Annotated in this window: 16 protein-coding genes; 12 read left to right on the forward strand and 4 right to left on the reverse strand. The window is 36.5% G+C overall.

From position 1 onward, the window contains the following. Positions 1-551 precede the first annotated feature (551 nt). Together RM573_RS00990 and ilvN are read left to right on the forward strand one after the other, a co-directional pair. Positions 552-2,276, forward strand: coding sequence for an acetolactate synthase 3 large subunit (locus RM573_RS00990; RefSeq protein WP_311575877.1), 1,725 nt, complete (start codon positions 552-554; stop codon positions 2,274-2,276). Further along, positions 2,276-2,773: an acetolactate synthase small subunit gene (ilvN, locus tag RM573_RS00995; protein WP_303452118.1), complete on the forward strand. Its 498-nt coding sequence runs from the start codon at positions 2,276-2,278 to the stop codon at positions 2,771-2,773. Before RM573_RS00990 ends, ilvN begins: the two co-directional genes overlap by 1 nt. Before the next feature lie 166 nt (positions 2,774-2,939). On the opposite strand, the gene RM573_RS01000 is transcribed toward ilvN, so the two are convergent. Continuing rightward, the gene (locus RM573_RS01000; protein ID WP_311575883.1) at positions 2,940-3,410 is read right to left on the reverse strand and encodes a low molecular weight protein-tyrosine-phosphatase; all 471 of its coding nucleotides are present in this window, start codon (positions 3,408-3,410) and stop codon (positions 2,940-2,942) included. Positions 3,411-3,824: 414 nt separating this feature from the next. Here RM573_RS01000 and RM573_RS01005 point away from each other — a divergent pair, with 414 nt between their 5' ends. Then, positions 3,825-6,407 carry an EAL domain-containing protein gene (locus RM573_RS01005; protein WP_311575886.1) on the forward strand — a complete coding sequence of 861 codons (2,583 nt, stop codon included), beginning with the start codon at positions 3,825-3,827 and terminating at the stop codon, positions 6,405-6,407. A gap of 92 nt (positions 6,408-6,499) precedes the next feature. Here RM573_RS01005 and aroG read toward each other — a convergent pair whose 3' ends face one another. Next, the gene (gene aroG / locus RM573_RS01010) at positions 6,500-7,555 is read right to left on the reverse strand and encodes a 3-deoxy-7-phosphoheptulonate synthase AroG (RefSeq protein ID WP_311575888.1); all 1,056 of its coding nucleotides are present in this window, start codon (positions 7,553-7,555) and stop codon (positions 6,500-6,502) included. A gap of 206 nt (positions 7,556-7,761) precedes the next feature. On the opposite strand from aroG, the gene add reads away from it, so the two are divergent. The 3 genes from add to deoD all read left to right on the forward strand — a co-directional run bounded on the left by add (position 7,762) and on the right by deoD (position 9,905). Continuing rightward, the gene (gene add, locus RM573_RS01015; RefSeq protein ID WP_311575891.1) at positions 7,762-8,760 is read left to right on the forward strand and encodes an adenosine deaminase; all 999 of its coding nucleotides are present in this window, start codon (positions 7,762-7,764) and stop codon (positions 8,758-8,760) included. A 114-nt stretch (positions 8,761-8,874) separates the two neighbouring features. Continuing rightward, entirely contained in the window at positions 8,875-9,045 is a 171-nt protein-coding gene (locus RM573_RS01020; RefSeq protein ID WP_311575896.1) for a XapX domain-containing protein, read from the forward strand. 155 nt (positions 9,046-9,200) lie between these two features. Continuing rightward, the gene (gene deoD, locus RM573_RS01025) at positions 9,201-9,905 is read left to right on the forward strand and encodes a purine-nucleoside phosphorylase (RefSeq protein WP_311575899.1); all 705 of its coding nucleotides are present in this window, start codon (positions 9,201-9,203) and stop codon (positions 9,903-9,905) included. A gap of 94 nt (positions 9,906-9,999) precedes the next feature. On the opposite strand, the gene RM573_RS01030 is transcribed toward deoD, so the two are convergent. Both RM573_RS01030 and RM573_RS01035 read right to left on the reverse strand, forming a co-directional pair. Continuing rightward, positions 10,000-12,258 carry a TonB-dependent receptor gene (locus RM573_RS01030; protein ID WP_311575902.1) on the reverse strand — a complete coding sequence of 753 codons (2,259 nt, stop codon included), beginning with the start codon at positions 12,256-12,258 and terminating at the stop codon, positions 10,000-10,002. A gap of 84 nt (positions 12,259-12,342) precedes the next feature. Beyond that, complete coding sequence (locus RM573_RS01035; protein ID WP_311575905.1) at positions 12,343-13,563, reverse strand: phosphopentomutase; 1,221 nt, start codon at positions 13,561-13,563, stop codon at positions 12,343-12,345. Positions 13,564-13,787: 224 nt separating this feature from the next. Here RM573_RS01035 and udk point away from each other — a divergent pair, with 224 nt between their 5' ends. The 6 genes from udk to RM573_RS01065 are packed head-to-tail and all read left to right on the forward strand — an operon-like array spanning position 13,788 to position 18,633. Next, a complete protein-coding gene (udk, locus tag RM573_RS01040) occupies positions 13,788-14,426 on the forward strand; it encodes a uridine kinase (RefSeq protein ID WP_311577397.1) in 639 nt (212 codons plus the stop codon). A 45-nt stretch (positions 14,427-14,471) separates the two neighbouring features. Then, a complete protein-coding gene (locus RM573_RS01045) occupies positions 14,472-15,716 on the forward strand; it encodes a NupC/NupG family nucleoside CNT transporter (RefSeq protein ID WP_311575909.1) in 1,245 nt (414 codons plus the stop codon). An 11-nt stretch (positions 15,717-15,727) separates the two neighbouring features. Then, positions 15,728-16,516 (forward strand): deoxyribose-phosphate aldolase, encoded by a 789-nt coding sequence (deoC, locus tag RM573_RS01050; RefSeq protein WP_311575914.1) that lies wholly within the window; start codon positions 15,728-15,730, stop codon positions 16,514-16,516. A gap of 49 nt (positions 16,517-16,565) precedes the next feature. Beyond that, positions 16,566-17,141 carry a thymidine kinase gene (locus RM573_RS01055; protein ID WP_311575920.1) on the forward strand — a complete coding sequence of 192 codons (576 nt, stop codon included), beginning with the start codon at positions 16,566-16,568 and terminating at the stop codon, positions 17,139-17,141. 51 nt (positions 17,142-17,192) lie between these two features. Next, entirely contained in the window at positions 17,193-17,819 is a 627-nt protein-coding gene (gene upp, locus RM573_RS01060; RefSeq protein WP_311575926.1) for a uracil phosphoribosyltransferase, read from the forward strand. After that, a complete protein-coding gene (locus RM573_RS01065; protein ID WP_311575930.1) occupies positions 17,806-18,633 on the forward strand; it encodes a substrate-binding periplasmic protein in 828 nt (275 codons plus the stop codon). The genes upp and RM573_RS01065 overlap by 14 nt, the downstream gene beginning before the upstream one ends. Positions 18,634-18,637: the final 4 nt, after the last annotated feature.

An 18,637-nucleotide genomic window follows, 5' to 3' on the forward strand; every position in this document is an offset into this window, starting at 1 on the left:
CTGTTGAGTGTAGAACAATTTTCATAAAATTCATAAAGTTTAATTTATCTGTAAAATGGTCAGTTTTTACATACCGTTGATTGATAAATTTAAATAGCACTTTCACATCGAAGCAATCTCTGTAATGCCTAGGATATTTTTTGATGTTGCTAGTTATAATCAGATGAAATTTTTAATAAAAATAAAATATAACCGTTTTAAGTCATAATGTAATAAATGGTTGACAGATCCCACTTTTGGCCTTAAAAATAGAGTCATAAACTTTTATTGGTATTTACTGGAACTATTTACCAAGAAAACAAATAGAATATTTAAATTTTATGCACTTATCATATGTACTCAACGTTGTCCTCAAAGTCGTGGTGGTTTTAAAACCAAAACGCGAGGTTTGTTGTGCATAGAAAAATCAAATAACAACAATTTTATAAAACCCTCGCTCTAAATAAGACCGAGGGTTTTTTTATCATTAAATATTTAGAACAACTTAAAAAATTTGAAGTTTTAACAAAGGAAACCTATTGAATAATAGGTTAATAATAAAGGTAATAGTTATGAGTACACCATTATTTACTGGTGCAGAAATGGTTGTAAAAGCCTTATCCGCATTAGATGTTAAATATATCTTTGGTTACCCTGGTGGAAGCGTATTGGATATTTATGACGCCATTTTTCAACAAGATGATTTTGAGCATATTCTCGTACGTCATGAACAAGCCGCAACGCATATGGCAGACGGTTACTCACGAGCGACTGGCGAAGTTGGTGTAGTGTTAGCTACCTCTGGACCAGGAGCAACCAATTGTGTAACAGGTATTGCCACCGCCTACATGGATTCGATTCCAATGGTGGTTTTATCAGGACAAGTTGCAACGAGTTTAATTGGTGATGATGCTTTCCAAGAAACCGATATCGTTGGTTGTTCTCGCCCTATTGTTAAACACAGTTTTAATTGTCGTAAGGTTGCAGATATCCCAAATGTTATTGCTAAAGCTTTTTATATTGCTAAATCTGGTCGACCGGGACCTGTTGTGGTTGAATTACCGAAAGATATTCTGATCCCAGAAAATAAAGCAGAATTTCATATTCAAACCAATGTTAAAATGCGTTCTTACAATCCAACGAAAAAAGGTCACCCAAAACAAATTAGAAAAGCAGTTCAAGCGATCACAGAAGCAAAAAGGTTAGTTGTTTATTCAGGTGGAGGGATCGTCTTAGCCAATGCATCTGAATTACTCACGCAACTAGTAGAAACATTAAATGCCCCTTGTACTAACACCTTAATGGGTTTAGGGGGGTTATCAGGCACGCATAAAAACTTTATTGGCATGTTAGGAATGCATGGTAGTTTGGAAGCGAATAAAGCGATGGCCAATGCTGACGTTATTTTAGCCCTAGGCGCACGCTTTGATGATCGAGTGACCAACAATGTTAAAAAGTTTTGTCCAAATGCGACAATTGTACATGTAGATATTGACCCTACTTCAATTTCTAAAACCATTAATGCTCATATACCGGTAGTAGGTTTAGTCGATATTGTTCTTCAACAAATGATTGATGAACTTTCAGAGACTAACTTTACGCCTAATCAAGCAGTACTCGATGATTGGTGGCAACAAATAGAACAATGGCGTTCCGTTAAAAGTGTAAGTTATCAACAAGATAATGATAAAATCAAACCGCAACGTGTAGTTGAAGCTATGTATGAGATTACCAAAGGTGAAGCATACGTTTGTTCAGACGTTGGTCAACATCAAATGTTCGCAGCGCAGTATTATCCCTTTGCTAAACCTAGACAATGGATAAATTCTGGCGGGCTAGGCACTATGGGGTTTGGCTTACCGGCAGCAATGGGCGTTAAATTAGCGTTTCCAGATAGCCACGTCATTTGTATTACCGGTGATGGTTCTATTCAAATGAACATTCAAGAATTGTCAACGTGTTTACAATACAATTTACCTGTAGTGATCATTACGTTAAATAACCGTTCTTTAGGTATGGTGAGACAATGGCAAGACATGATTTATGGCGGTCGTCATTCATCTTCTTATATGGAGTCGATTCCTGATTTTGTTAAGTTAGCAGAAGCTTATGGTCATGTGGGAATTCAAATTGATACCTTAGATGAACTAGACACTAAACTCACTGAAGCTTTCTCAATTAAAAATCGCTTAGTATTTGTTGATATTTGCGTAGATGAAAATGAACATGTTTATCCTATGCAAATTAAACATGGTGCTGTTGATGATATGTGGGTTACAAAAGGAGTAAAAGCATAATGCGTCGTATCTTAGCTATTTTATTAGAAAACGAACCCGGTTCGCTATCACGTATCGTCGGCTTATTTTCTCAGCGTGCTTTTAATATTGAAAGTTTAACCGTTGCCCCAACAGAAGATGAAAGCTTATCTCGTATCACTATTGCGACAAAAGGCGATGACAAAGTTCTTGAACAAATTGTCAAACAAGTAAATAAATTAATTGATGTCATCAAAATTACAGATTTAACTGAACGCAGTCATGTAGAACGAGAATTACTCTTGATTAAAGTGTTGGCGATGAATGATAAATCGCGCACAGAAGTCAAACGCGTTACGGATATTTTTAGAGGCTCTATTATCGATATTGGCAAGCAAGTTTACACCATACAATTAACCGGTGATGCCGACAAATTAAATGCCTTTGTAAAAACCTTGGCGCACGAAACTGAAATAATTGAATCAGTTCGCTCTGGATGTGTAGGCATTGCAAGAGGTGAAAAAGCACTGCGAGTTTAAGAATAAATAAACATTGAAAATTAATTGATTACGAACGTTTTCTATTCCTTTCATCCCCAAGAATGCGAGGTATATTGTTTACTTTATTTCGATAAACCTTAGCCCAAAACAACAAAGCCAAGCGTAGTGCTTGGCTTTTTCGTTAACTCTTCAATCAACATCCCATTTAAACGAGCTCTTTAATTAAACCGTCGCTAGCATCTTCTACAAGATCTAATACGAATTGAAAACCTTTGGCCCCACCATAGTATGGATCGGGTACTTCGTTTTCTTCAAAGTTGTCGGAAAAGTCTAAAAATAATTTTATTTTGCCGGTTAAATGCGGCGGAGCAACTTTATGCAATTCTTTAACATTATGTTCATCCATCGCTAAAATAAGATCAAATTTTTCAAAGTCATCAACGGTTACTTTACGCGCTTTGATATTATCAAAAGAATAACCTCTAGCGAGTCCAGCTTTCTGAGCACGATGGTCCGGTTTTTCTCGGGCATGTGAACCTATGGTTCCCGCAGAATCAATGTGTAAGCTTAATCCATATTCTTGTGCTTTATGTCTAAATACAGCTTCAGCACTTGGAGAACGGCATATATTGCCCATACAAACAAAAAGTATGCTATTTATTTCCTTTAAACTCATATATTTAACCTTTATCTCCGTTTGATTTTATTATGCAATATCTATAATTTTTCCCTAAATGATATCAATGTTTTCAGGGATATATAACCACTATTTTGTCGACTTACCTTGTGTTCGTAAAGTTTTATTCAATTTTATTTTTACGTTAATCTCTTAAGCTTTCTTACTAGAAAATATAATGTGTGCTAGAAAAAATTAACAAGCTGAGTGAACCGTTTTCAATAAACTCGTTGAAGATAAACACCCATGATCTCAAACGAATGTTCAGTCTTCTGTCAAAGTTATTTAATATTTCTCACTTCAACGCCATGGTTACTTTAGCTGAAAACGGATAAAATGATAAATTCCCAAAATAATGATAATTTTGCTACAGTTAAAGCAACTTATTAACTATCTCAGAGTAAGAGCAATCGCGTGTTTTTAAAAACAATATTAAGAATGATACAGAATGTAGCGATAGTGATCATTTTACTCTTAATTACATTCATCTTAGTTAATGTCACTTCACGACTCATTGCTATCGACGATAAGCAAATAAGCAATCAAGCATTTTCGGTAACATCAAGCTATTTTATTGATCAATCGAATAACATCAAGCTTGCTGATATAAACAATCAGCAGCAATTATTTACGCCCGTTGCACTGAATGAAATTCCCTTTGAATTAGCAAAGCATACTTATTGGATAAAAATACAAGTTGCGAATAAAACCAACCAATCACTGCCTCTCGTGTTGTATGCCGACAATAGTATGTTGGATGTTTTTGATATTTATCAGCCAAATAAAACTTACGGCATTAAACAAGCACTCATTCATACCGATTTATTAGCAAGTGAAAAAGGCAAATACAGTTTACACAAAGTTTACCCACACTTAGCCTTTGATTTAAGGTCAAAACAAAGCAAAGAATTTTTGTTAAAAATCGAAACACAAGGCCCACCCAACGTACCTTTGATGGTACTAAATAATGATGATTTTTCACAAAGAATGTTATATGCACAGATATTTTATGGGGCATTTATTGGCTTAGCGATTTTAATGGCAATGTATAATTTAGTGCTATTTTTTGCGATAAAAGACAAAGTTTATCTGGTTTATATTGGTTACTTATTATCTGCCTTTTTTGTGTTATCTAGCTTAACGGGGTTTGGTTACTTCATTTTTAGCGCATCAGTTCAAGCATTTATCAATCAATATTTATTGTTTCTCGATTATTATCTGGTGATATTTTTACTGGTATTTACCTTACTATTTCTGCGTTATGATCAACAAAATAACAAAACCTATAAAATAGGTTTAGTGTTAACCGCTTTACTAGGTCTATGCTCATTTTATTCATTAACACTTGATACCATCGCTCAAACAAAACTGTTTTTCTCTATTCAGCCTTTATTTTACTCTTTTGCTTTGTTTATGTTGCTAAGACGACTTCATCAAGATTTTTCTTGGGCAAAATATTATCTCTTATCTTGGGTTCCTTTATTTATTGGGGCTGCAATACAGCCACTAGTTTTACTTAATTATTTAGAATATTCATTTATCACTCGAAATGCTTTTCTCTTCGCTATTTTAATTGAATTAACTTTAATGGCATTTGCCCTTGCAGAACGAATGAAGCGCAATGAAAAAGATAGATTGAACGATATTACTTATCACATCAGTAGTGGTTTACCGAGGAAATCAAATATTGAAAGTTTTATTAATCAATTAATTAAACAAAAAAATCAAGATTTCAAAGTATTAGCAATAAAGCCTGAGCATATAGAAAAAGTCAGCTTATACATAGATGATGCAATATTGACCGAGTTATACCAAAAGCTATTTTATAAACTTTCTTCTCTGTTTCAATTTAACGATAAGGTATACGCGCTAACGGAAAAAGGCGAAAAAATTTGTTTAATCAACAACAATGCTTTAATGATCATCATAGATAAAAAGCAAAAACAACAATCTATCGATGAGCTTATTGATGCAATTCAACACACGGTGGCAGACAATTATTATATTAAGTCCATTAAACTTCCCCTTTCCGCGGTTGTTGGTATTTCGGTATTTTCAGAACAAACCAAGAAAAGCCATCAACTCATTAATCAAGCTCTTCTTGCCGCGAATAATGCAGAATCGCTCCAACAAAAATGGAGCTATTTCGAAGATAATTCGACAAAGGAAAACACCTACTTTTTACAATTAACCAGCGAATTACAATCTGCAATTGAAAACAATCAATTGGAAGTTTTTCATCAAGCTCAAATCGATTTAAGCACTTTAAGAGTGTGTAGCAGTGAGTGTTTGATCCGTTGGAATCACCCAACACAAGGGTATATTCCTCCCACAGTGTTTATTCCTATTGCTGAAGATATGGGATTGATTAATCAATTAACGTTATGGGTCATTAAAACAGCACTACAACAACAGTACGTTATCTCTCATGATTGTGGTTTTAACCATATGATATCAATAAATATTAGTGGTAAAGACATTGCTTCACAACACTTTTTTACGCAGGTAATTGATATTATTGAAGACTCTACAATATCTGCTGATAAATTAATTTTTGAATTAACCGAATCAGCTTCTTTCGCTTATAACGAACAATCACTTTCATTACTTGAGAAGCTTGTCGATTTAGGTATTACTATCAGTATTGATGATTTTGGTACAGGGTATTCATCAATGTCACAAGTAAGTAATTTACCATTTCAAGAATTGAAAGTGGACCGACAATTTGTAGAGAATGTTAATGATGACCGCAAACGCAAAATCATCGCCGAAGCGACAGTAAAAATGGCGAAAGGTTTAGGATTAGAAGTTGTTGCCGAAGGTATCAATAGTCAAGCTGATGAAGATACTTTAAGGAGCTTTGGCTGTGATATTGGCCAAGGGTATTACTACGCAAAACCACTTGCCATTGATGATTATATAAGTTGGTTAGAAAATTTAGATAATGGGCGAATCAAACAAGCCGTTCAAGGTGAGTTTATCCCTGCAGAGAAGTAATAATACAGGCTAACAGTTAATTTTAATCTCACAATGGTATAAAAAACGCATCCAAAGGATGCGTTTTGACTAAATCATTGATATTGAGTTCGTTACACGTTTCGTCTTTGCTCAACCGCTTCATTTAATTGCGCTAATAACTTTTCAGTATCACTCCATCCAATACAGGCATCAGTGATAGATTGTCCGTACGTCTTAATTTCACCATTGACCATGTCTTGACGGCCTTCAACTAAATGACTTTCAACCATGACCCCAAAAATATTGTCATCCCCCGAGGCTATTTGTGCGCTGACGTCGTCACAAACCTTCATTTGATTTTCAAACTTTTTACTGGAATTACCATGACTAAAATCTATCATAATTTTGGAATTTAATTTTGAGGTGGTTAATTGATCCGTCACTTGCTTAACACTTTGTGCATCATAATTTGGCGTTTTCCCACCACGTAAAATAATATGACAATCTTTATTACCCGTAGTTTGCACGATTGCTGAGTGGCCAAATTTTGTAACCGATAGAAAATGATGCGATGCACTTGCTGAACCAATGGCATCTATAGCTATTTTAATCGTACCATCGGTACCATTTTTAAAACCAACAGGACAAGACAAGCCAGACGCGAGTTCACGATGAACCTGACTTTCAGTCGTTCGTGCTCCTATTGCGCCCCAACACATTAAATCACCAATATATTGAGGGGTGATCATATCTAAAAACTCACCAGCGGTCGGTAAGCCCATATCATTTAAATCGGTTAATAGCTTACGTCCAATGCGTAGCCCATCGTTTAAATGAAAACTGTTATCCATGTAAGGGTCATTGATCAACCCTTTCCAACCTACGGTAGTTCGTGGTTTTTCAAAATAAACACGCATGACAATTTCTAAATTTTCTTTATATTTTTCACGCAGTTGTACTAACTTTTCGCCGTACTCTATCGCGGCTTTTGTATCATGAATAGAACAAGGACCAATAACGACAAGCACTCGATCATCTTGATGATTAAATATTTTGCTGATCGCATTTCTAGCAGAAAAAATCGTTTTAGACGCTTTTTCTGATGCAGGAAATCGTTCCAATAAAGCAACTGGTGGTAATAATTCTTTGATTTTTGCGATACGAACATCGTCATTTTGGTAGGACATAGTCATTTCTCTTCTTGCTTACAGCTTGCTTTTTTAATTCATTTAATCTTATGTTTACGTCTAGACGCCTAGATGATTAACCCACCATTAATTTAGCAGTGTTATAGTACTAATACCAACATAAAATAGTGAAAAGACGATATAATAAAGAATATCTTGTCCCAATACGGTTCTGGGATTAGATAAAACTAAAAAGGAAGATAATAATGATAAATCCTAGATTACCATTAATCGATTTACATCGTCACTTAGATGGTAATATTCGAGCAAAAACCATCTGGGAACTTGCTCATAAACACGAAATTGTATTACCTGTTGAGCAGTTTGACGACTTTATTCCCTATGTACAGATCATTGACAGCGAATCAAATTTGTTAGCTTTCTTGCAAAAATTAGATTGGGGAGTTGCTGTATTAAAAACTTTAGACGATTGTAAACGCATTGCCTATGAAAATGTCGAAGATGCCTTTAACGCAGGAATTAATTACGCTGAGCTAAGGTTCTCCCCCTATTACATGGCAAAAAGTCATCAATTAAACACGGCTGATGTCGTTGCTGCAGTGATTGATGGCGTTCGATTAGGCATGAAAGATTTTGATGTCAAAATTAATTTAATTGGTATTTTAAGCCGAACCTTTGGTGTTGAAAAATGTCAGCATGAATTAAACGCTATCCTCGCTCATAAGCAGGCAATCACCGCCGTAGATTTAGCCGGTGATGAATATAACTTTCCTGGTGAATTATTTGTTGAACATTTCAAGCAAGTTACAAAAGCAGACCTGCAAGTCACTGTTCATGCAGGTGAAGCAGCCGGTAGTGAAAGTATTTGGCAGGCAATACAAGGGTTAAACGCGAATAGAATTGGTCATGGAGTAGCGTGTCAGCACGACAATAAACTAATGGATTATATGCGTGACAACGACATTGCTATTGAATCTTGTATTACTTCAAATTATCAAACGGGAACCGTGACCGATATAGACAATCACCCTATCAAAACATTTTTAGCCAATGAGTTATTGGTCTGCTTAAATACTGATGATCCTGCGGTGCAAAATATCGAGTTAAAACATGAATTTAATCTAGCATCAAGCAAATTACAGTTAAATGATAGCCAAATTAGTCAATTACAACAAAACGCACTGAACGCGAGTTTTTTATCTGAAAATGAAAAACAAACCTTGCTAAAGCAAAAACAAAATTGAAATAATACGTCCCTTAAGCGTTTTCATTTATTGAAGAAATAAGAACGCTTAACATTTAATGAATGATTTACAATCGCACTTCATTAACCATTTACAATAAAAACAGGAGGTTAAATGACAGAAATATTATTAGCATTATTTGCTGGTGCCATCGTCGGCATTTTATTTTCGTTAATTAAATTACCGTTACCTGCACCACCCGTGTTATCTGGTATTGCAGGAATTGTCGGCATTTATTTAGGCGGAATGGCTTATAGCTGGATTATCGAACGCTTTTTTAGTTAAAATAAACAGGTATAAATTCTAAAATCAACTAGAATAACAAAAGTAAAACTAACACCCTTCAGTAAAACACCCTTGATAGCAGCTTGCACATACTAATGCGCTGGCTAGAAACTTACTGAGACATAAAAATATAAGTAATTATAAGGTTATATCTCATGGCAACACCCCATATAGAAGCAAAAGAAAATGAATTCGCAAAAACGGTTTTAATGCCGGGCGACCCTCTTAGAGCAAAATTTATTGCCGAAAACTTTTTAGACGACGCAAAGTGCATTACCCGTGTTCGTAATATGTTCGGTTACACAGGCACTTATAAAGGCAAACCAATCTCAGTGATGGGCTCAGGCATGGGTATTCCATCTATTTCAATTTATGCAACAGAATTATATAAAGAGTACGGTGTAGAAAATATCATTCGCATTGGCTCATGTGGCGCAGTAAGAGACGATATAAAAGTACGTGATGTTATTGTTGGCATGACAGCAAGTACCGACTCAAATGTTAATCGACAACGATTTAACAACATGGATTTTGCCGCCAGCGCTGATTTTTCACTTTTACAAAAAGTAGTAAATACCGCTGATAAAATTAATAAAAAAGTGCATGTAGGTAATGTATTTACTGCCGATTTATTCTATACCCCACAACCAGAAATGTTTAAAAAAATGGAAGACATGGGAATTTTAGCGGTTGAAATGGAAGCGGCTGGTTTATATGGCGTTGCGGCTGAATTAGGTAAAAAAGCGTTAGCCGTATTTACTGTCAGTGATCATATTAAAACCGGTGAACAAACCTCAGCTGACGAACGTGAAAATACCTTTAAAGATATGATGGAATTAACCTTAGAAAGTATTCTTTAATCATTTACATGATATCAAGGCATAAAAAAGGTTGGCGACTAAGCCAACCTTTTTATTTTATACTTCATTAATTAAGTACATTTATTCAAGCTAATTAGTAAAAATCAGCTTTGAATTCAAGTCCCCAAAATACCGGCTCATTAACATAGCCAGTTAAGTTGTTGAAATCGATAGCACCTGTTAACTGCTCTTCATCGGTAATATTTCGACCAAAAGCTGCTACTTCGTAATCAGCCGACTCACCTGACCATTGATAGCCAACACGAATACCGCCTTCTAATAATGCATCACCGGTAAATTCTGTAGATTCATATAAAAAGAAGTTTACTTTGCTTCGATATGACCAATCTGAATAAACATAAAGCTCACCATTTTGCACTTCCTTCGACCAACGAAGCGCTATATTACTGATCCATTCAGGCGATTGCGGTAATGGATTTCCGTCGATTATTGCTTGGCCATCTCCACGAATCGTATCAGTGACCGTACAACCACCACCACAAGGAGCAACACCAATTGAACCATCTTGAAGCTCAGTATTGTTATAACTTACACTGCCTGTTAATACTAAATCAGCATTGATAAACCACTCGCCGTCTAGCTCAAAACCATAACCAACCGCTTTATCCGCATTTAATAAACGCGCTAAGTTACCTTCACCACCAACAGCCGTTAATTGTTGATCACTGACTTGATAATAAAAAATTGCACCATCTAAACGTGCCATATTATCTGCGCTAACGGTTTTAAAACCCGTTTCACCTGAAAGTACCGTTTCTGAATCTGCAGTCGTTGCATTTCCAGAAAACAATAAGTTACGACCTTGAATACTTGGCGCACGATAACCTCGGGCAATACGAGCATAAACATTGGTCTCATCTGTCCATTTATAACTTAAGCTTAAATCACCGCTGACTTGTGAATCGTCAACTGATGATTTTTCGCTAAAGCTTGGCGCGCCAAAAGGCGACTGAACTAACGTACCATCCCAATCTCGTTCGTCATTTGAATAACGTAAACCACCATTTAAACTTAATTTATCAGAAAGTTCGTAATCCCATGAACCAAATACCGCCCATGCAGTTGTTTGCATATTCTGTACTGCGATACCGTTCTGAGCACCGTTGGCCAATGTGTCAAAGCTTAGGTTATTGATCGTTAAGTCTTCATCAAAATAGAAAAAACCAAATTGATAATCTAATTGACCTAATTCATTGCTCGCAACGCGTATTTCTTGTGTTATTTGCTTATGATCAGGCATTGCCGCGCCCGTTTCAGAAGGGAATGGGATAAAACCTGGTCCCATGTAAGGTAAGAATGAGGCTCCGTAACCACCATCAATATCACCTACCGAGAACATTTCCGCTGATTCATAGCCACTAACAGACGTTAACGTGTGATTCCCCATATCATAAGATAACTTTAAACTTGCGCCTGACATTTCGATTGTTTGGTTATTACGACTAGCGGCATCGTGGTAAACCACTTCGCGATCAAAGTCAGAAACTAAATCGTTGGTACCCGGCTTAATAATATTGGCGCGAAAAACACGAGCATCGGCTTCAGCGTCTCTGAAATGATAATTAAAAAGTGCGTTAAACTTATCACTTGGCTCCCAAAGTAGTTGAATACGTCCAGCTGTTTCGCTGTAACCACCTAACTCATCTTTTGCTTCAAAGCCTGGTGCTTCGTTGTCAATCCAATCATCACGGTCTTGCTGTAATAATGAAACACGTGCAGATAAATCATCGGTTAAACCACCGCCAACCGCTAATCTAAAGTCAGTTGAACCGTAACTCCCGACACTAGCTGAAACAGAAGCATCAAAGTCTTGCGTAGGCTTTTTCGACTGAACTTTAATAATACCGGCGGTAGTATTTCGGCCAAATAAAGTCCCTTGAGGACCACGTAATACTTCTACGCGCTCAAGGTCAAACATCGGCATACCTTTGGTTAATGAGTTTTCTAATACCACATCATCATAAACTAAAGAGACAGGTTGAGAGGCTAATAAATCAAAATCTGTATTACCTAAACCACGAATATAAAAACGTGGGAAAGTACGACCAAATGAAGACTCAATTAATAAACTAGGTACTTTGCCTGATAACGCACGAACATCCATACCTGATGAACCTAAGATTTCCATTTTCTTAGTCGATAAAGCCGACACAGCAATTGGAACATCTTGAACATTTTCAGTTCTTTTACGCGCAGTTACTTGAATAACTTCAATACCTACTACTTCTTCTTGAGCTTCTTCGGCAATTGAAGTGGCTGAATAGCCTAACGTGGTAGAAAGTAATGCAGCTTGCACACTAGTGGCAAGCGTAGTTCGTCCGAACAGTTTCATGTAGTTCTCTCCCAAGGACTCATTAGTGTTATATAGTTAAAAAGAATTTCTTATAATCTCAGACATTATAGCGATTGTTTTATATTAATTGTGTTTTTTAAATAAGTTTTTATAAAAACTTTGACCATATTCAAGCTTTTCAAGATTAAACATTTCAGCAATGGTTTGCCCTAAATCGGCAAAAGTTGAACGCTCACCGAGATCAACCGATGCAATATCATGATGATAAGCCAACATTGGCACGTATTCGCGTGTGTGATCATTGCCGTGCCACGTAGGGTCACAGCCGTGATCTGCGGTTAAAAATAATACATCGTCATTATTCATCGCCGCGAAAATTTCAGGAAGCCGTTTATCAAACGCTTCAAGTGCTTTTGCGTAGCCAACTGCATCTCGTCGATGACCAAAATCTTGATCAAAGTTCACTAAATTAGTAAAGATTAAACTGTTATCTTGTGCACTAGTTAAATGTGAAATGGTAGCATCAACTAAAGCATCAATACCGGTTGCTTTTGTTTTTTCACTGATCCCTTGGTGAGCAAAAATATCGGCTATTTTACCCACACTGATCACATGTCCACCGGCCTGACAAAATTTGTCTAAAACGGTCGGCGCAGGCGGTAAAACAGAATAATCTCGTCGATTTCCTGTACGGACAAAATCATCAGAATTTTCGCCAATAAACGGTCTAGCAATGACGCGACCAATATTATAATCATCCAGTAATTCACGAACGGTTTCGCAATAGCTATATAGGTTATCTAAACCAAAATGTTCTTCATGAGCCGCTACCTGAAAGACACTATCTGCAGAGGTGTAACAAATAGGTAAACCCGTTTTGATATGTTCATTGCCTAACTTAGCAATAATATCCGTGCCTGAAGCATGACAATCACCTAAAACTCCAGCAAAACCCGTCGCATTATTGATCGATTCAATCAATTTTTTTGGAAAACTAGGCACCGTTTTAGGAAAGTATCCCCAATCAAACAATACAGGCACGCCTGCCATTTCCCAATGACCACTTGGTGTATCTTTACCGCTACTAATTTCCGCAGCATAACCATACGCTCCTTGGCTTAAACCGTAATTTTCGATAGGAAAAGTTTCTTTACCCGCCGCTAAACACGCATCTACCAAACCCATTGAAGCAAGGTTTGGCAGTGAAATTTTTTGCTGAGTTTGTTCAAAGTAATATTGTGCAAGATGAGCGAAAGTATTTGCAGGAACATCGCCAAATTTGTCAGCATCGGGAGCATGTCCTATGCCAAAACTGTCCATTACTAAAATTATTGCTCTAGCCACATTTCACTCCAAAAATTGATTTTATTTAATTTACTTCATGACCAACTAGTCAAGTTATGCTAATTTAGCACTAATCAATAAATAGTTATAGCGTATCGAGTCATTTGCTACGTTAATATTGAGTATAGATTGGTAATTAAATTATACTTAGCCAACAAAAATGTATTTTATTTCATTACTTTTATTTAATTTTAGTTCTTTTAAGGCAACTAGCATTGCAAACGATTAAACCAACAATTATTGCTATCACCGGCGCTTCAGCTTCAGGAAAAACCCTCTTTGCCCAAACGATTTATGATGAACTATTAGGTGAATTCGGCGAAAATAGTATCTCAATCATCAAGGAAGATGCTTATTACCGCGCACAAGATCATTTACCTATGGCTGAAAGAGAGCAAACTAACTATGATCACCCCGATGCTTTCGAACATGAATTACTCTCTGAACACTTAACCCAACTATTGAATAATCAATCGATTGAAACACCTATTTATTGCTATCAAACGCATACAAGGACAGATCAAACAACACCTTTGAACCCAACGTCTATTATATTAGTCGAAGGAATATTGCTTTTTTCTAATCATACATTACGCGACTGCTTTGATATAAAAGTGTATATGGATACGCCTTTAGATATTTGTTTGATCAGAAGAATTCAACGTGACACTGTTGAGCGTGGCCGCAGTATCGAATCAATCACTAATCAATATATTAAAACGGTTCGACCAATGTATTATCAACATATTGAACCGGAAAAATCTTGGGCTGATTTAGTGATCACCAAAGGCGGTAAAAATAGAATGGCAATAGAAGTATTAAAGGCGAAAATTCGTCAATTAATTAATCAGTACCAAAAATAACCTTGTTCCACTAACCACAATAATAAAATATACAAAGAGGTTTTTATGAATTTAGCGGCACTGCATGGCGTAATTGGCATCATAGCTTTATTACTCGTCGCGTATTTTTTTTCCAAAGATCGTAAAGCTATCAACTTTAGAACCGTTGGCTTAGCCTTTCTTTTACAACTAATGTTAGGCGCCTTTGTGCTTTATGTACCTTTTGGCAAGGATCTGCTTGGCTCATTCACCAATGGGGTGCAAGGTGTTATTGATAGCGCTAAAGCTGGAATAAACTTTCTCTTTGGCGGCTTAGGTACAGATGCGATGTTTGAAAATGGCGTTGGATTTGTCTTTGCGGTTCGTGTTCTTCCTGTGATCATATTCTTTTCTTCACTTATTGCCGTGTTATATCACCTTAATATTATGCAATGGGTGATCCGGATCATAGGTGGTGGATTACAAAAACTTCTTAAAACCAGCCAGCCAGAATCATTATCTGCTACGGCGAATATTTTTGTTGGCCAAACCGAAGCGCCATTAGTGGTACGCCCTTATATTGCAAAAATGACACAATCTGAGCTGTTTGCCGTAATGGTAGGTGGATTAGCATCTGTAGCAGGTTCAATATTAGCGGGTTACGCTGGCTTAGGCGTAGAACTTAAGTATCTCATTGCTGCCTCATTTATGGCGGCTCCTGGTGGATTATTGATGGCAAAAATAATCCTACCAGAAACTGAACATGACAAAATTAACACAACCAATATTGACATTCCTGAAGATGAAGAGAAACCCGTGAATGTCATTGACGCTGCAGCTTCCGGCGCGGCTTCTGGATTAAAACTTGCCGTAAATGTTGGCGCGATGCTATTAGCCTTTATCGCTATCATCGCTTTACTAAACTCCTTAGTTACTGGAGTCACTGGGGCAATGGGATTTGAAGGTATCACTATCGAATGGATTTTAGGTTACTTATTTGCACCATTTGCTTTTTTAATTGGGGTACCTTGGGATGAAATGCTACAAGCGGGTAGTTTTATCGGACAGAAAATTGTCGTCAATGAGTTCTTTGCCTATGTCAATTTTGTTGAAATAAAAGACACACTTAGTCCTGTTACTCAAGCTATCATCACGTTCGCGTTATGTGGTTTTGCTAACTTATCTTCAATTGCCATATTACTAGGCGGTATTGGTTCAATGGCACCTAATCGACGTCCTGACATTGCCAAGTTAGGCATGAAGGCCATGCTTGCTGCAACACTTGCCAATTTAATGAGTGCCGCTATCGCTGGTGTATTTATCAGTTTATAAGAGAATTGAATATGTCTTCACAAAAAGAGATTGCCAAACTTGCCTTATCGTTAATGGATTTAACCAGCTTAACGGACCAAGAAACTGAGCAAGATATCATAAACTTATGTAAACAAGCGAAGTCGACAGCGGGTGATACGGCTGCAATTTGTATATATCCTCGCTTTATTCCTATTGCGAAAAAACAACTTGCATCACAAGGTAGTAATGACATTAAAATTGCTACAGTGACCAATTTTCCACATGGCAGTACCGACATCATTCAAGCGGTAAAAGAAACCGCTGAAGCAATCGCCTTAGGCGCTGATGAAATTGATGTCGTCTTTCCTTATCACGCCTTAATACAAGGTGATGAGCAAATAGGGTTTGATTTAGTACATGCTTGTAAACGTGCTTGTGGTAGTCATATTTTACTGAAGGTTATTATTGAATCAGGTGAATTAAAAACCGATGAACTGATCACCAAAGCGAGCGAAATAGCCATTAAAGCGGGTGCTGATTTTATAAAAACCTCAACCGGTAAGGTGGCAATAAATGCGACACTTCCAGCGGCAAAAACCATGTTAACAGTCATTAAACAGCTAAACCCTAATATCGGTTTTAAAGCCGCTGGTGGAGTAAAAAATGTTGAAGACGCCGCGCAATATCTCACTTTAGGCATGGATATTTTGGGTTCTTCATGGCTTAGCCCTACTCATTTTCGTTTCGGTGCTAGTGGTTTACTTAATAATTTATTATTAACGCTTAGTGCTGATGAAACATCAGCAAATAACGTTAACCAAGACCAATCAACTTATTAAGAATCGATTGATTATTTCATTATTTACAACTTCATTTAACTGATAAACCATGGCCCAATTATATTTTTACTATTCAACGATGAATGCGGGTAAATCTACGCATTTATTACAATCTTCTTATAATTATCGTGAGCGCGGTCTAAATACTGTTTTATATACAGCGATAATTGATGACCGCTTTGCCCAAGGCAAAGTATCCTCACGATTGGGGATCAATGCCGAAGCAAAATTGTTTGATCAACAAAGCAATATTTTAAATGAAGTGACCCAACTCAAACAACAAAATCACATTGATTGTGTCTTAATCGATGAAGCACAGTTTTTAACCACTGAGCAAGTAAAACAGTTAACTGATATTGTTGACCATTTAAAAATTCCGGTTTTAGCCTACGGCATTAGAACTGATTTTTTAGGGCAAACTTTCAATGGCAGCGCTGCCCTACTTGCTTGGGCGGATAAACTTATTGAACTGAAAACTATCTGCCATTGTGGTAAAAAAGCTAATTTTGTTATTCGTCGAGATGTCAACGGAAAGCCTGTGACTAACGGACAACAAATTGAAGTAGGCGGAAATGAAAAATACGAATCTTTATGTCGTAGTCACTTCAAAGCACTAGTTTGGTAAAAATAGTTAAGTATTCTACAGTTAAATAAGTTTCACATTATAGGATAACTCATGGCGGTATATGCTAGTAATCACCCCTTAGTAAAACATAAAGTAAGTTTACTTCGTGACGATAAAATATCAGTTAAGTCGTTTAGAGAACTCACTAAAGAGCTTTCAGTGTTACTGACAATAGAAGCAACGACACAATTAACATTAGCAAACAAACCTTTAACCTGTTGGTCAGGCGTAATTTCTGCCCCTTTATTAGCGGAGAAACAACCGACCTTAGTACCAATTCTTCGCGCTGGTTTAGGTATGCTTGATGGTGCATTATCAATTTTACCTTGTGCTAAGGTGAGTGTGGTCGGTCTTAAACGAGATGAAGAGACCTTACAACCTATCAGTTATTATCAAAATATTGTTAATGATGTGAGCGAGCGACAAGCCATAATCATCGACCCTATGTTAGCGACGGGCGGTACGGCTTTAGCGACTCTTAATTTATTAAAACAATCTGGTTGTAAGCACATTAAAGCAATATTTTTAGTTGCTGCGCCCGAAGGCATAAAAATTTTACAAGAAGCTCACCCTGATGTAGATTTATTTATAGGCATGATAGATAAAGAATTAAATGAACAAGGCTACATTTTACCAGGTTTAGGTGATGCGGGAGATAAAATTTTTGGTACTTTATAAGTTAGAGCATAAGTTAAGCAACTGTAAATTAACGTTTAATCGTGGCTTTTTGTTCAATGTTTATAAAGTCATTATCTCGTTTTTTTTCTGCTTAATTAGCTTGCAACTAAATGCCAATGAACAAGCTGCACAACCAGAAATCACGTTTTATACTGAAGTTTACCCGCCAGCAAATTATTTTGAAAATGGCGAATTAAAAGGCATAACGGTTGATACGCTAAAAGCCATTTGGCAAGAACTTAAACAACCTGAACAATTTATCAACATAGTGCCTTGGGCAAGAGGTTATCGTAATACTTTAGATAAACCAAACAGCGCCTTATTCACTATGTCTAGAACACCACCACGTGAAAAGTTATTTAAATGGGTAGGGCCTATTTTTAATTCCACTCATGTCATAATGACGAAAAAATCAAATCAGTTTAACTTTACAGAATTAACTCAATTATTTGAATACAAAGTTGCTGCAGTCAGAGGCGATATTTCTGAGATATCACTGATAAAATTAGGCTTTCCAAATCAAAATATTGCAAAAGTCACTGAACTCAAACTTGCATATAAAATGATGGAAACGGGTCGCGTAGACATGTTAGTTGCAACAATTCATGGCTTCCAACATTTAGCGCAACAACTTAATTTTGATCATACCAAATATGAAAATGTATGGCAGGTAAACAAGTTCGCCAATTATATTGCTTTTAATATTGAAACACCTGATAGCATTATTAAACAATACCAAACTGCCCTCAATAATATCAGCGAAGAACATTTGCAAATTAAACAGAAATATAAATTAGCCCTTGAAGAGTATTAATCGA

It is taken from the genome of Thalassotalea castellviae (genome assembly GCF_031846185.1).
GTDB lineage: Bacteria > Pseudomonadota > Gammaproteobacteria > Enterobacterales > Alteromonadaceae > Thalassotalea_H > Thalassotalea_H castellviae.